The organism is Maribacter sp. MMG018 (assembly GCF_018100785.1).
In the GTDB taxonomy this organism is placed as follows: domain Bacteria; phylum Bacteroidota; class Bacteroidia; order Flavobacteriales; family Flavobacteriaceae; genus Maribacter.
Window position 1 is genome coordinate 875,829 of the sequence record NZ_JAGJEC010000002.1, and the last position, 14,304, is coordinate 890,132.

The 14,304-nt window shown below is 37.4% G+C and carries 13 protein-coding genes; 5 read left to right on the plus strand and 8 right to left on the minus strand.

The features are described 5' to 3' along the window. Positions 1-102 precede the first annotated feature (102 nt). A complete protein-coding gene (locus tag J8L85_RS12190; protein WP_211017597.1) occupies positions 103-426 on the plus strand; it encodes a hypothetical protein in 324 nt (107 codons plus the stop codon). A 14-nt stretch (positions 427-440) separates the two neighbouring features. Here the strand turns inward: J8L85_RS12190 and J8L85_RS12195 are convergent, their stop codons facing one another. The 3 genes from J8L85_RS12195 to J8L85_RS12205 form a co-directional block, all read right to left on the minus strand. Beyond that, a complete protein-coding gene (locus tag J8L85_RS12195; protein ID WP_211017598.1) occupies positions 441-956 on the minus strand; it encodes a DinB family protein in 516 nt (171 codons plus the stop codon). A gap of 77 nt (positions 957-1,033) precedes the next feature. Continuing rightward, positions 1,034-1,513, minus strand: a complete 480-nt coding sequence (locus J8L85_RS12200) for a winged helix-turn-helix transcriptional regulator (RefSeq protein ID WP_027066901.1) — start codon at positions 1,511-1,513, stop codon at positions 1,034-1,036. A gap of 94 nt (positions 1,514-1,607) precedes the next feature. Next, positions 1,608-2,726, minus strand: coding sequence for a M14 metallopeptidase family protein (locus tag J8L85_RS12205; RefSeq protein ID WP_211017599.1), 1,119 nt, complete (start codon positions 2,724-2,726; stop codon positions 1,608-1,610). A gap of 243 nt (positions 2,727-2,969) precedes the next feature. On the opposite strand from J8L85_RS12205, the gene J8L85_RS12210 reads away from it, so the two are divergent. The 3 genes from J8L85_RS12210 to J8L85_RS12220 all read left to right on the plus strand — a co-directional run bounded on the left by J8L85_RS12210 (position 2,970) and on the right by J8L85_RS12220 (position 5,533). Beyond that, positions 2,970-3,326: a helix-turn-helix transcriptional regulator gene (locus J8L85_RS12210; protein ID WP_348771754.1), complete on the plus strand. Its 357-nt coding sequence runs from the start codon at positions 2,970-2,972 to the stop codon at positions 3,324-3,326. A 61-nt stretch (positions 3,327-3,387) separates the two neighbouring features. Beyond that, positions 3,388-3,765, plus strand: a complete 378-nt coding sequence (locus J8L85_RS12215; RefSeq protein WP_211017602.1) for a hypothetical protein — start codon at positions 3,388-3,390, stop codon at positions 3,763-3,765. A 301-nt stretch (positions 3,766-4,066) separates the two neighbouring features. Next, positions 4,067-5,533: a Gfo/Idh/MocA family oxidoreductase gene (locus tag J8L85_RS12220; protein WP_211017604.1), complete on the plus strand. Its 1,467-nt coding sequence runs from the start codon at positions 4,067-4,069 to the stop codon at positions 5,531-5,533. A gap of 6 nt (positions 5,534-5,539) precedes the next feature. Here J8L85_RS12220 and J8L85_RS12225 read toward each other — a convergent pair whose 3' ends face one another. From J8L85_RS12225 to J8L85_RS12245, 5 genes are all read right to left on the minus strand, one after another. Next, positions 5,540-6,496, minus strand: coding sequence for a sterol desaturase family protein (locus J8L85_RS12225; protein WP_211017605.1), 957 nt, complete (start codon positions 6,494-6,496; stop codon positions 5,540-5,542). Positions 6,497-6,737: 241 nt separating this feature from the next. Then, complete coding sequence (locus tag J8L85_RS12230; protein ID WP_211017606.1) at positions 6,738-9,422, minus strand: DNA gyrase/topoisomerase IV subunit A; 2,685 nt, start codon at positions 9,420-9,422, stop codon at positions 6,738-6,740. Between the two features lie 25 nt (positions 9,423-9,447). Beyond that, the gene (locus J8L85_RS12235) at positions 9,448-11,310 is read right to left on the minus strand and encodes a DNA topoisomerase IV subunit B (protein WP_211017607.1); all 1,863 of its coding nucleotides are present in this window, start codon (positions 11,308-11,310) and stop codon (positions 9,448-9,450) included. Positions 11,311-11,427: 117 nt separating this feature from the next. After that, positions 11,428-12,522 (minus strand): redox-regulated ATPase YchF, encoded by a 1,095-nt coding sequence (ychF, locus tag J8L85_RS12240; protein WP_211017608.1) that lies wholly within the window; start codon positions 12,520-12,522, stop codon positions 11,428-11,430. Positions 12,523-12,723: 201 nt separating this feature from the next. Beyond that, on the minus strand, positions 12,724-13,077 hold the full coding sequence (locus tag J8L85_RS12245) for a 4Fe-4S dicluster domain-containing protein (RefSeq protein ID WP_211017609.1): 354 nt from the start codon (positions 13,075-13,077) through the stop codon (positions 12,724-12,726). A 131-nt stretch (positions 13,078-13,208) separates the two neighbouring features. On the opposite strand from J8L85_RS12245, the gene J8L85_RS12250 reads away from it, so the two are divergent. Next, positions 13,209-14,273: an acyl-CoA reductase gene (locus J8L85_RS12250; RefSeq protein WP_211017610.1), complete on the plus strand. Its 1,065-nt coding sequence runs from the start codon at positions 13,209-13,211 to the stop codon at positions 14,271-14,273. Positions 14,274-14,304 lie beyond the last annotated feature (31 nt).

A 14,304-nucleotide genomic window follows, 5' to 3' on the forward strand; every position in this document is an offset into this window, starting at 1 on the left:
TACTAAATTGAAGGGTTTCACAACTCTTTGCCCACGTGTTTGAATAAAATAACTAGTTTGGGTACAAGTAATTAAAAACCAAATAATTAACCTTTATCAGTTATGACCAGACGACTTATAGACTACAAAAAACTAGACCACAAACTAGCCTCTTTATTAATTGAAAACTATCCACATGGCTATGGCGACGAAGACGTTATAACCTTTAGGGATATAAACGGAAACATTGTAGAAGCAGTAGAATTACGAACGGAAGACACTCTTTATTTGGTAAAAATAAGTAAAAGTCTTTCGAGTTTTATTGCGAATTTTGAGGAGAATATTGAGAAAGAGCTTGAATCAAAATCTCCTAAAGATATCATGATCAATGGAGAAATAGGACGTGAAATGGAAAGTGATTTTAAAATCACCGACGACGAGTTTTAAAAATATTCTTTTACCTACAAATATCTTTCATTTAGAATATTTGCATGATGTTTTTGGTGCCCACTGATAACAAAGCCTATGGTGGCAACACTCCAAGGCATATCACTCGCGGTACCAACCCTTTTCAATTGTTCGTTTGTCATGTTCTTAAAAAGGGAAATGGTCGAGTTTCTGACCGTAAGGTATTCGGCAAGAATATCTTCTTTTTTTCTTGTCAGGCTATCACTTTCCAATATATAGGCATCTTGATCAAAACCCGGTAATGCCGTTTTATCGTTTCTAGAAAACCTGAATGCCCGATATTGAAAAATACGTTCTGTATCTATAATATGTAACAAAACTTCTGCAATAGTCCATTTCTGGTCCGCATAGGCAAATCCAAGTTTTTCTGGAGGCAATTCGTTTATAAATTCTATGAACCGTTCTCTACCATCATACAAGGCATCCATTAGATTTACATCTTCTAGGGCATTTAGATACGTTTCATAAAAATAAGTGGCACCTACATTTTGTAATTCTGATTTTCTCATAACCTTGATTTCATTTTTTTGCAACAAAAAAAGCCCAATCGTAAAATGACCGGGCTTTCATATAACTTTTCATTTGATTACAATTCGTTAAAAATTGTATGCATCAATCGTTTTTTGTCATTAAAACTTTCCTCCAAAGATATCATTGTCTCGGTTCTACTTATACCATCGATATCATCTATTTTAAATATGATGTTTTTGGCGTGTGTAGTATCCTTTGCACGTATTTTACAGAAAATATTAAACTTTCCGGTTGTAATGTGTGCGATAGTAACGTTAGGAATCTGGTTTAACCTTTCTAAAACAAATTTTGTCTGATGCGTTTTTTCAAGGAAAATTCCAACGTAAGCAATAAAAGCATACCCCAACTTTACGTAATCCAAAGTAAGTGACGAACCTTTAATGATACCCGCCTCTTCCATCTTTTTAACCCTCACATGGACTGTTCCTGCTGAAATTAAAAGTTTTTTTGCAATATCTGTAAAAGGAGTTCTGGTATTATCAATTAACATATCCAGAATCTGGTGGTCAATTTCGTCTAATTTAACTTTTCCCATGCTTGATTAATTTTGTGCAAAAATAAAAAATATTAAAAAGAATTATAGTAAAACTTGATTTATTGTGTAGATAATGCAAGTCTTCAATACATATCTACGGTATTTTTGGTGAAACCAAGTCAATAATTTTGTTGGATTCCAGCCATTTTAAGTCTTCACTTACTAAGCAATCTACCATTTTATGTCCAAAAAAACTATTCGGTTTAAAACCTTTTTTCTCGATCTTGGGCTCAAATGCAATTTTATTGTCCTTGAGCACTTCTTTGTAAAGCACTCCTATACATTCATTTTTATTCAATGTTTTATCAATCTCCGAGGCATTTAACAGCACAATATCAAAAAATAGCTTTTTATTTTCTGAAATGGCCATATAATCCTCCACACTATATTCTGACAGACTATCTTCCTGTATTGTTTTGATCGCGGTTCGAAGGGCATAATAAATAAACTCCCTAGTTCTTTCCCTTTCATAATCTTCTTGATAATGTCCGGCTTCAAACAGTATTGTAGGTGTTTTTTTCATTTGAAAGGCATCACCTATACAATTAGGATTAAAAGAATCATCAAACCTTGCGACTTGCCCCGGAATAATATTCTGTAACGTTTTATTCATTGCCGCAATAATCTGCATACTTTTTTTACGTGTCGGAGAATTGTTTCTATCATAGTCAAAGGCCGGAGCCAAAAAAGCGACCGTAGCAGGTTTGTCATCGTTGCCAACATTAAAGATGGTTCTTTGATCATGAAGGTTGAAACAAAAATTTGGTCTAAAATCGTTGAACGTTTTTCTAAGCACCAAACTTTCTTTTTGAGTTCGTTTTTGAGCATCCCTATTTAGATCAACCCCATTTGCATTAAACCTGGTGTAAGCTTGTGCTCCATCAGGATTTAATATTGGTATAATCTTTATAGTGAATTCCTTTAAAATAGTTTTGGCCTCTTCAGACCCCATTTGAAAGAAATTCAATAAATCCAAAACAGCTTTTGTAGTGGTAGATTCATTGCCGTGCATTTGCGACCACATGAATATTTTCTTTTTACCACTACCTACGGTTAACCCATATATTGGCAATCCATTTTCAGAAGAACCTATGGTCTCTAAACCAAAAGAAGCGTCCAATTGTTTTAAGAAGTCTATGATATGTGAATTCGTCACATAACGCCCCATTACATCTTGGACCTTTACTTGTGAATATTGTGAGTAATCTAACATTGTTAATTTATAAGAGCCACAAAAATACTATGATATAATGTTACAATTGTAAACAACTCCCATATATACTAAACTAGTTTTTATATACAAATATACAATTTTAAACCACATACACACAAATTACTTATATTCAATGTTTTAAGTTATTTTACCTATAGTTTATATTTAAATTTTGTAATGATATTTCAAGTCTTTTATGTATCATTATCATTTGTTTGTATAACTTTGTATACAATGATTGAGATGGAAAACATAGTTAAAAGGATAGAAAAAATGCTTGATTATTACGAGCTGTCGGCATCGTCTTTTGCCGATAAAATTAATGTCCCCCGTTCAAGTATCTCTCACCTACTAAAGGGAAGAAACAAGCCCAGTTTAGAATTTGTCATGAAGGTGGTCGAAGCTTTTTCGGAAGTAAATCTATATTGGTTATTGTACGGAAAAGGAACATTTCCCTACAAGGAAACCACCCTGCCCGACCAAAAGAAACCACCCGTTGAAACAAAAATTGAAAAGACAGCCCACAACAAACATTCTCAAAAAGTCATTGTATTGTATAGTGACGGCACTTTTGAAGAATACCACCAAAAACCCTCTTGAGAATCTATATTATTTTGATCGATTTTTTTAAGATCACTCCTTTTTTGATTAATTTGCAAACATGTTTAAAAGGATAATTTTTGTCGGTTTTTTATTAAGTCTTTTAGCCTCTTGTTACGAACCAAAAAGAAACTGCGCAGATTATAGAACAGGCGAGTTCATTTTCAATTATAAGATTGGGGATACCGCAAAAACCGCAAGGTTTGTAAGGAACGAAAAATACAGTGTAGACTATTTTGATGACCAAATAGACAGCTCTACCGTTAGATGGATCAACGATTGTGAGTTTGTACTCCAAGACTTAAAAAGTAAAGTAGGCATCCACTACAAAATAATTAGCACTACGGACAGCTCTTATACTTTTGAATATAAAACCGCGATAAAAGACCCCAATCGTCCGCAAATAGTAAAAACAGGAACCGCTTATAAAGCAGAATAACCTATTTGTAACATCTTTTAAAACCACCTCATAGATTTTAACGTTTACACACGCCCTAGCATCAAGACCACCCCTTAGGCCTAAAACATCATCAATTTAAATTTCCCTACGAATCTTTTTGTGAGGTACCCTTTACACTATTCTTAATTTACACCTTGCGATGGAATGAAAATTCTTGAATTTTAATAGAATTTATGCATATGTCACAGTTTGGGTCTTTTTTAAGCGCAATTAATTCTTATCTTCAAAAGAAAACAAACAATTCCCCGAAACCATAATTTATAACAACCATACATTTAAAATGAAAAATCAGAAAAAAAAACAAAAAACGATTAGCCGTAGGTCTTTTGTCAAGAAAGGAGCTATTGCTTCATCTATTATTATTGTTCCAAGACACGTGCTTGGCGGCCAAGGCTTCGTTGCTCCAAGCGACCGTTTAAATTTAGCCGCAATTGGTGCGGGAGGTAAAGGTTTTAGCGATATAACCAACGCATCCGTAAATGGAAGGGAACGGGTCGCCGCTCTGTGCGATGTAGACTTTTCCGGGTCCGCTTCTAAAGCTGTCGAAGCTTTTCCCAAAGCTAAGCTCTATAATGATTTTAGGGTGATGCTGGACAAGAAAAAGAACATTGATGCTGTTACCATTTCGACTCCGGACCACGTTCATGGCCCTGCTGCCAAATACGCTATGGAAAGAGGCATACATGTTTATGTTCAAAAACCAATGACCCATAACATTCGTGAAGCCAGAAAGCTTACAGAAATGGCCAGAACTCACAAAATTGTAAGTCAAATGGGTAATCAGGGTGGCTCCAACCCTCTTTTAGGAATGGTGCAAAAATGGATAGACAATGATGCTATAGGCCCTATTTCTAAAGTACAAATATGGACCAACAGACCTGTATGGCCACAGGGTATTCAAATGCCAAAACCTGATGACAGCCTAAAACCCAAGGACTTTAATTGGGATTTATGGCTAGGGCCGGCCACGGACAGACCTTACACACCTAATTTACATCCATTTAACTGGAGGGGCTGGTGGGACTTTGGAACTGGCGCCCTAGGAGATGTAGGATGCCATTTAGTGGACATCCCTTTTAGAACATTAAACTTAAAGTATCCAACCGCAGCAGAATGTAGCGTCGGATCTGTTTACACAAAGATGTGGACCCCGGATTATTATCCAGAAGGATGCCCCCCCTCTTCTTTTATTACTTTAAAATTTGATGCAACCGACAAATCCAAATCACCAATAGAAATGACCTGGAGCGATGGTGGAATAAGACCGGCACACCCAGATATAATTCCTGCCAATGATGATATCGGCGGAAAAAATAGCGCTAATGGTGTATTGATTATTGGAGAAAAAGGTATTATCTCGACCAATATAAACGACAGCTCCCCCTTGATGCCCAAGTTATATCTTAATGATGGCACTACGGAATTTGGGCCTGAAGTTGAAGAAAATTCAGAACCCGAATACGGACACCAACGTAAATGGGTAGATGCTTGTAAAGCAGGTTTTGGAAGCGAAGAGCATTTAGGCCTAACATCTTCCTTTGATTATGCGGGACCAATGACAGAGACCGTATTAATGGGCAACTTGGCAATTAGAAGCTATATGCTGCAAAAGGAAAACGAACAAGGTCAAATGGACTTCTACGCACGCAAAAAACTCCTTTGGGATGGTGAAAATATGAGAATCACCAATTTAGAGGAAGCAAATCAATTTGTCGGCCGAGAATACCGAAAAGGCTGGGAAATGTAATTTGGATCAATTTGGCCTATTAAAGGCTACTTCCGGGTTGGCGCTCTTTTGCTCTTCAAATAACCGTTGCTGTTGTTTTACGGTCATTGTGCTGCCATCATGGCTCCATCCCGGAGGTCCAAAAATATACATCAGTTTATGAGAAAGCTTATCTACTTTCTTTACATCTGCCCATATATCCTTGAATTCGTGAGTCAAAATAACAATTGGATTATATGACTCCGGAGCATGAATAACTCCAAATTTAACCTCTACATCATCATCCAACTCTTTCCAGGTACCGAACATTTTGTCAAAAATATTTAGGAAACCACCGTGGTTCTTATCTAAGTATTCAACATTCTGCGCATGGTGCACCTGATGCATGGTATGTGTATTGAATATTTTTTCTATCCACCCCATTTTTGGCACATATTGGCTATGTAGCTGAAATTGCCAAAAAGACTCAATAGCCAAACAGAATATAACCACTTCTACAGGAAAACCGATAGCAGGCATCCACATATAAAAGAATGGTTTGTACAATAAGGTAAACCATCCATTTCTAATGGCAGTACCTAAATTAAAATGATCTGAAGAATGATGTACTATATGCGCCGCCCACAATATGCGAATCTCATGGTTGGCCCTATGAAACCAATAGTAGGTAAAATCATCGGCCAATTGACATAATAAAAATATATACCATTCATACCCAAAAGATTTATACCCCATTATATTGGTTCTTACGCCATCTACCAGCGGATTGAACAAATCGTAGGTAAAATTAAACACTACAATTAAAACCGTGACCTTGATCAACGGCCCTAGAATAGCGGATCCAATTCCCATTACCCCACTGGCCAAGAAATCTTTCCATACATATAAATCTTCATCGCCATGTGTATGACTGTATGTGATTTCTAATAAAATAAAAGCTATAAAGCAGGGAATACCGTAAATAAAAGGGTTTGTTAAATCCATCAAAAAAATTAAATTTCGATAAAGATAGTTATAAAAGACTCCAATGTAAGGTTTCTATGATAATTAGTCCTTATAGAATTATAAGCCTTATAAAATTATAAATTTATTCACTTCTTCAAAAATATACTCTACCAATTGGCACAACATCTCCCTGAAGTCAAGAAATTCATCTATAACCATATTTACATACCATTACTTTCGATCGGTTGTTTTTAATCCTAAGAGCTACCGCGAGCAAACTTTAAAATAGCGTTATTTGACCTTCGTCATCTTCCTCTTCACCCCCATCCATTTTTGGAGGTGTATTTGACATTTTTGGTTTATTATCTGTGGAGGAAACATTTTCCTCATCCACTACTTCTATATCCTCGGTTTGCTCAGGAACTTCTTCCTCGTAAGGCAATGGATCTAACAAATTAATATTTTTAACCTTTTCTGTAATCAATTGATTACCTAAAGCTTTAATTCCCTTAATCGCTATAAAATCCTCAATTTCAATATTTAAACTTTCTTTAGCCTGTTTCCCTCTTGGTTTCGGAAATTCAATTTCCACTACTGGCCTCCAATCCGTAGAAACAATTTCTAAATAAGATTTTGGATGTTCAGAAATAAACAGTTCTTCCTTGTTTTCATTTTCTACTAAGAAACGTTTAACGTAATAACGTTCTTTTTCCCCTTCCCAATAAATAGCGGAAATAGGTTTGTTGGGGTTCCATTTTTCCAAAACGATCATGTCTTCGTCAAAATGTGTGGTTAAGTCGGGCGAAATGGTTTTTACGATACCTTTTTGTGTAATTACCAATAAAAGGTCCTCCCCTTTAAACTCTCCAATAAGTTCACCTCTACCATCCACATTTAATCTGCGCACCACATCGTCGAACCATATTTTTCTAGGCTTTAAGGTAGATACCCCCTTTTCTTTTAAATCTATACGTTTTACGGTATATTTTGTAACTATATTCCCCTTGGACCCCCGTCCTTTGATAAGTACATCGGCAAAATCCACATCCCATTTCAATTTCTTGATACTACCCACTTGGCGAAGATTAACGGTCACCACTTCGGCCTCTCCATTAGGGTTGGCCGAAAAATACAACACTTGAGAATTGGGTGCACCCGCCGTTAAATCATAGGGCTTATCTCTAGTAACCGAGGTTACGTTAAAACGTTTTATATAAGTGGGGCCACCTTTACCGCTTTTGTAGATTAGGTTATAGGTGGTTCTTTTGTCTTTTTTCTTGAAAACGGCTACATGGATTATGTTTTTACCTATAAAGGTCTTGGTATCCACTTTTGTTATCTGCATTTTACCGTCTTTGGTAAAGACTATAATATCGTCTATATCACTACAGTCGGTAACATATTCATCTCTTCTCAGCGAAGTACCTACAAAACCCTCTTCCCTATTGACATATAGCTTTGTATTTCTGATAACAACTTTGGTAGCCTCGATATCATCGAATACACGTATTTCCGATTTTCGCTCCCTACCTTTTCCGTACTTTTCCTTTAAGTTTTTGAAATAGTCAATGGCAAAATCGACCAAATGCTCCAAATGATGCTTTACTTCTGCAATCTTTTCTTCTAGGGAATCTAAGTGCTGTTGGGCCTTATCTAGGTCGAATTTGGAAATTCTTTTAATCCGTATCTCGGTAAGCTTAACAATGTCATCGTTCGTAACAGCTCTTCTTAAATGCTTTGTATGAGGTTTTAAACCTTTATCTATCGCCAATATTACACCTTCCCACGTTTCTTCCTCCTCAATATCACGATATATTCTATTCTCTATAAAAATACGCTCTAGAGATGCGGAATGCCATTGTTCCTCGAGCTCGCCCAATTGTATCTCCAATTCTTGTTTCAACAGCTCTACCGTAGCATCGGTAGAACGCTGCAGCATTTCTGTGACTCCGATAAACAAAGGTTTATTATCCTCAATAATACAACCAAGAGGTGATATAGAAGATTCACAAGCCGTAAAGGCATACAATGCATCAATGGTTTTGTCCGGAGAAATTCCGGACGGTAAATGCACCAGTATCTCAACTTCGGCAGCAGTATTATCCTCTATTTTCTTTATTTTAATCTTCCCTTTATCATTCGCCTTTAAGATAGAATCAATTAAAGAAGAGGTATTAGTGCCGTATGGTATCTCGTTGATAACCAGCGTATTTTTATCTAGTTGAGATATTTTAGCTCTTACCCTTACCTTTCCTCCTCTTAAACCATCGTTATAGTTGCTGATATCTATGATACCTGCAGTAGGAAAATCTGGATACAATTTAAATCTTTGCCCTTTTAAATGCTTAATGGAAGCATCGATGAGTTCGCAAAAATTATGAGGAAGAATCTTCGTCGAAAGTCCTACTGCGATTCCTTCGGCCCCTTGGGCCAATAGCAATGGAAATTTAACGGGTAGGTTAACCGGTTCTTTTTTACGTCCGTCATAAGACATCTGCCACTCGGTAATCTTAGGGCTAAAAACTACTTCTAATGCAAATTTAGAAAGCCTGGCCTCAATATATCTTGACGCGGCAGCCCTATCCCCTGTTAATATATTACCCCAGTTACCCTGTGTATCTATAAGTAAATCTTTTTGGCCTATCTGCACCATTGCATCGGCAATACTTGCGTCACCATGGGGGTGGTACTGCATTGTGTGCCCAACTACGTTCGCAACTTTATTGTAACGCCCGTCGTCCAACTCTTTTAAAGCATGCATTATTCTACGCTGCACAGGTTTAAAACCGTCTTCTATGGCCGGCACGGCGCGTTCTAAGATTACATAGGAAGCATAGTCAAGAAACCAATCTTTATACATGCCCGTAACCCTGGTCAAGGCTTCGGACTTATCTTCGTTGGTTGGTTGTTGACCAGCAGATAGATTTTCGTTCTGTTCGTCGTTCAACTCTTCATTTTCTTCCATTCAGAAACAATCTTATTTACTTGATTTATAATTGATTTTCCTCTATGAGGTCAATTTCTACTTTAAGGTTCTCTATGATAAATTCTTGTCGATCCGGCGTATTTTTGCCCATATAAAAACTCAACAGTTCTTCTATGGACATGGCCTTGTCCAGCATCACGGGCTCTAACCTGATATCATCCCCGATAAAATATTTAAATTCGTCCGGAGATATTTCACCCAACCCCTTAAATCTAGTAATTTCCGGCTTGCCCGATAACTTGTTTATAGCCATTTGCCTTTCCTCATCGCTATAACAATAAATAGTTTCCTTTTTGTTACGAACCCTAAACAAAGGAGTCTGGAGAATATACAAGTGATTCTCTTTTATCAATTCTGGAAAAAATTGTAGAAAAAAGGTAATTAACAACAAACGAATATGCATTCCGTCGACATCTGCATCGGTAGCGATTACGATATTGTTATACCTTAGGTCCTCCATGGACTCTTCAATATTAAGTGCCGCCTGCAAAAGATTGAACTCCTCATTCTCGTATACGATTTTCTTCGACATACCGTAAGAGTTCAATGGCTTACCTCTAAGACTAAATACGGCTTGCGTATTTACATCTCTTGATTTTGTAATAGATCCCGACGCGGAATCCCCCTCTGTTATAAATAGGGTGCTGTCTAAGCGATTATCTTTTTTCATATCGCCTAGATGAACCCTGCAATCCCTTAATTTCTTATTATGAAGGCTTGCTTTCTTTGCACGGTCTCTTGCCAGTTTACGAATACCCGACAATTCTTTCCGCTCTTTTTCCGCCATAATAATCTTGCGCTGAAGCTTATCGGCGGTTTCGGGGTTCTTATGTAAGTAGTTGTCCAGGTACTTACCTACAAAATCATTAATGTAGGTTCTTACGGTCGGAAAATTTCCTCCCATATCGGTAGAGCCCAGTTTTGTTTTGGTCTGACTTTCGAATACAGGCTCCATTACCTTTATGGAAATAGCGGATATAATAGATTTTCTAATATCGGAAGCGTCATAGTTTTTACCGTAGAAATCACGAACGGTCTTCACGATCGCTTCTCTAAATGCTGCTTGGTGGGTTCCACCTTGCGTAGTGTGCTGACCATTTACAAAAGAGTGGTATTCTTCGCTATACTGGGTTTTGCTATGTGTAATGGCAACTTCAATATCCTCTCCTTTCAAATGAATAACAGGATAGAGCATATCTTCTACGTTATTGTTGTCCTCCAGCAAATCCTTTAATCCATTTTCTGAATGAAATTTTTCACCGTTGAAAACAATAGTAAGCCCAGGATTCAAGTAAACGTAATTCTTGAGCATGCGTTCCACATACTCATTACGGTATTTATAGTTTTTAAAGATACTTTCGTCCGGTATAAAAGTTACCTTGGTTCCCTTTCTTTTTGAAGTCTCTACAGGTCCCTCTTCCTTTTCAAGATTACCAAAACTAAACTGCGCGGTTTTTATTTGGTTGTCTCTTGAAGATTGCACTTCAAAAAAGCTAGAAAGGGCGTTCACCGCTTTTGTACCTACTCCATTTAAACCTACGGACTTTTTAAACGCACGACTGTCGTACTTACCTCCCGTATTCATTTTAGAGACCACGTCCACAACTTTACCAAGTGGAATTCCTCGACCATAGTCGCGTACTTTAACGACCTTGTCCTTTATACTGATCTCGATGGTCTTGCCGGCCCCCATTACAAACTCATCGATACAGTTATCGATGACTTCCTTCAAAAGAATGTAGATTCCATCATCTGCGGACGACCCGTCACCTAACTTACCAATATACATACCCGGACGCAATCGGATATGTTCTTTCCAATCAAGCGAGCGTATGTTATCTTCTGTATACTGAGATTCTTGGGACATTTAACTAAAATTTATGAAAGTGTTGCTAAAGATAGCACGACTAACATAAAGAAAAAACCCCTATCACGTAAAGTAATTAACAATAGAATATTATCTATTGTTGATATTTTCTATGGTTTACACGTTAAACCTGAAATGCATTATGTCGCCATCTTTTACAATGTATTCTTTACCTTCTACCCGCATTTTACCCGCTTCTTTAACTTTGGCTTCACTACCATATTTCACAAAATCCTCATAACCAATAACTTCTGCACGAATAAATCCTTTCTCAAAATCGGTATGTATTACTCCGGCGGCCTGTGGCGCGGTAGCTCCTACGGGAATGGTCCAAGCCCTTACCTCTTTGACACCGGCGGTAAAATATGTTTCTAAATTCAGCAACTTATAGGCGCCCCTTATCAATTTGGCGGAACCTGGTTCTTCCAAGCCCAAATCCTCTAAGAACATTTGCCTTTCTTCATATGTCTCCAATTCCGTAATATCCGCTTCGGTACCCACTGCCAAGAAGATAACTTCCGCATTTTCATTGGCTACGGCAGCTTTCACCTTTTCAACATATGCATTTCCGGATGTGGCCGATTCTTCATCAACATTACATACGTACATAACCGGCTTATCTGTAATGAACTGTAATGGCCTTACAAATTCTTGTCTATCCTCTTCAGAGATATCAATGGCCCTTACAGATGTTCCTGCTTCCAAACCTGTTTTTATTGCCATTAAGACCGCTTCTTCTTTCTGAGCTTCCTTGTTACCCGTTTTGGCTGCTCTTTTTACCTTATCCAACTTTTTGTCTACGGTCTCCAAATCTTTCAGCTGCAACTCCATATCAATGGTTTCCTTATCACGTATTGGGTCTACGCTACCATCCACATGCACAATATTATCATTGTCGAAACATCTTAACACATGCAAAATAGCGTCGGTTTCCCTAATATTGCCTAAAAACTGATTCCCAAGCCCTTCTCCTTTACTAGCTCCCTTCACAAGACCTGCGATATCTACAATCTCTACAGTTGCCGGTAGCACCCTTTCCGGATTTACCAATTCTTCCAATTTTTCCAATCTATTGTCGGGTACGTTCACTACACCGATATTAGGTTCTATGGTACAAAACGGAAAGTTTGCACTCTGGGCCTTGGCATTGGACAAACAATTAAAAAGGGTTGATTTACCTACATTTGGCAATCCTACGATACCTGCTTTCATTCTTTATATTATGGATTTAAGGCAAAAGTGTTAACCAGCCTATCAAATTTGGCTGCAAAGATAATATCTACAATTATAAGAGTGCCAACATTAAAGAATAATATTGCATATACCATTAAATTATAGATATTTTTCAAGATCGATTAAATAAAAAAGGCCCCAACAATACTGTTGGGGCCCACTAATTTTTAGAATGTTTATCTATTCTTCGCCGTGCATAAATGCCTGTTTGGCCAATAAGGTCTCTTCTGACTCAACGTGGTCCTCGTCTGGCACACAGCAATCAACAGGGCATACGGCCGCACATTGGGGCTCTTCATGAAACCCTTTGCATTCAGTACATTTATCGGGTGCTATGTAATAGACTTCATCACTGATGGGATCCTGAACTTCATCGGCATTTACGGCTTTTCCGTTCGGTAACACTACATCACCTTTTAAAGAGGTTCCGTCCGAATAACGCCATTCATCCGCTCCTTCATAAATAGCCGTATTAGGGCATTCCGGTTCACATGCCCCACAATTTATACATTCATCGGTTATAATAATTGCCATATTCTTTTTTTTAATAGTAAGCTGTCCTTAAACCAAACTCATAATTCAGTGATTTATTTTCAGCTTTCTTTTTAATCAGTATCCGTACTTTTGCACAAAAGTAATCTCTACTAAACTAGTTTACAAATATAATGGCACAACACAATCAAAGTATAGAAGCTTTTGTTAAACTTGGAGAATTTCTAAGAACATTTTGTGATTTTACCAATTCTGACCAAAATATCGTAGAAAATAATGACCCTTGGGTTAATAGGTTTACAGATATTGTAGCACGGGCCTATCACCATAACGGCTGGTTTACCCAAGAAAATATTGCCCATGCGTTCCGAGAATGGTCCAAAGTATTGACTAAAGAGAAGTTAGGAGCATGGGTGTCACAATACGACACACAACAAAACCAACATAAAAAAGTAGCCATTATCATGGCCGGCAATATTCCATTGGTCGGATTCCATGATTTTCTTTCAGTATTGATTACAGGTAATACCGCTTTAGTAAAACTTTCTAGCAACGACAAACTGCTTATACCTTTAATTTCTGAATACCTAACTCATTTAGACCCTAGTTTAGGTGACAAAATTGAGTTTTCCGACAATTTAGGTGGAGATTTTGATGCTGTAATAGCTACCGGAAGTAACAATACCGCTAGATATTTTGAGTACTATTTCGGAAAAAAACCGCATATCATTAGAAAAAACAGAAATTCAGTGGCTATTCTCAAAGGAACAGAGTCAAAGAAAGAATTACAATTGCTCGGCGAAGATATTTTTAGATATTACGGACTAGGCTGCAGAAGTGTGTCTAAGCTGTTAGTGCCGCATGGTTACGACTTTGACAACTTCTACAAAGCCATCTATGATTACAAAGACATTATAAACGAGACCAAGTATGCCAACAACTACGATTATAACAAGGCCGTTTATTTAATGAGTGAGTTTAAGTTTTTAGACAATGGCTTTTTGGTCTTAAAAGAGGATGAAAGTTACGCCTCGCCCATTGCATCCGTATTCTATGAATATTATGATTCTGAATCTTCTTTAAAGAAGAAGCTTAACAAAGACACCGATAAGATCCAATGTGTCGTAGGCAACAACGTTACTGAAAACGCCGTACCATTTGGAAATACACAAAAACCGGAGCTTTGGGATTATGCCGATGGTGTAGACACTGTTGAATTCTTGTTGAGAACATCCTAGAATAATTTGATTTCAACAACGGCCATTTCGC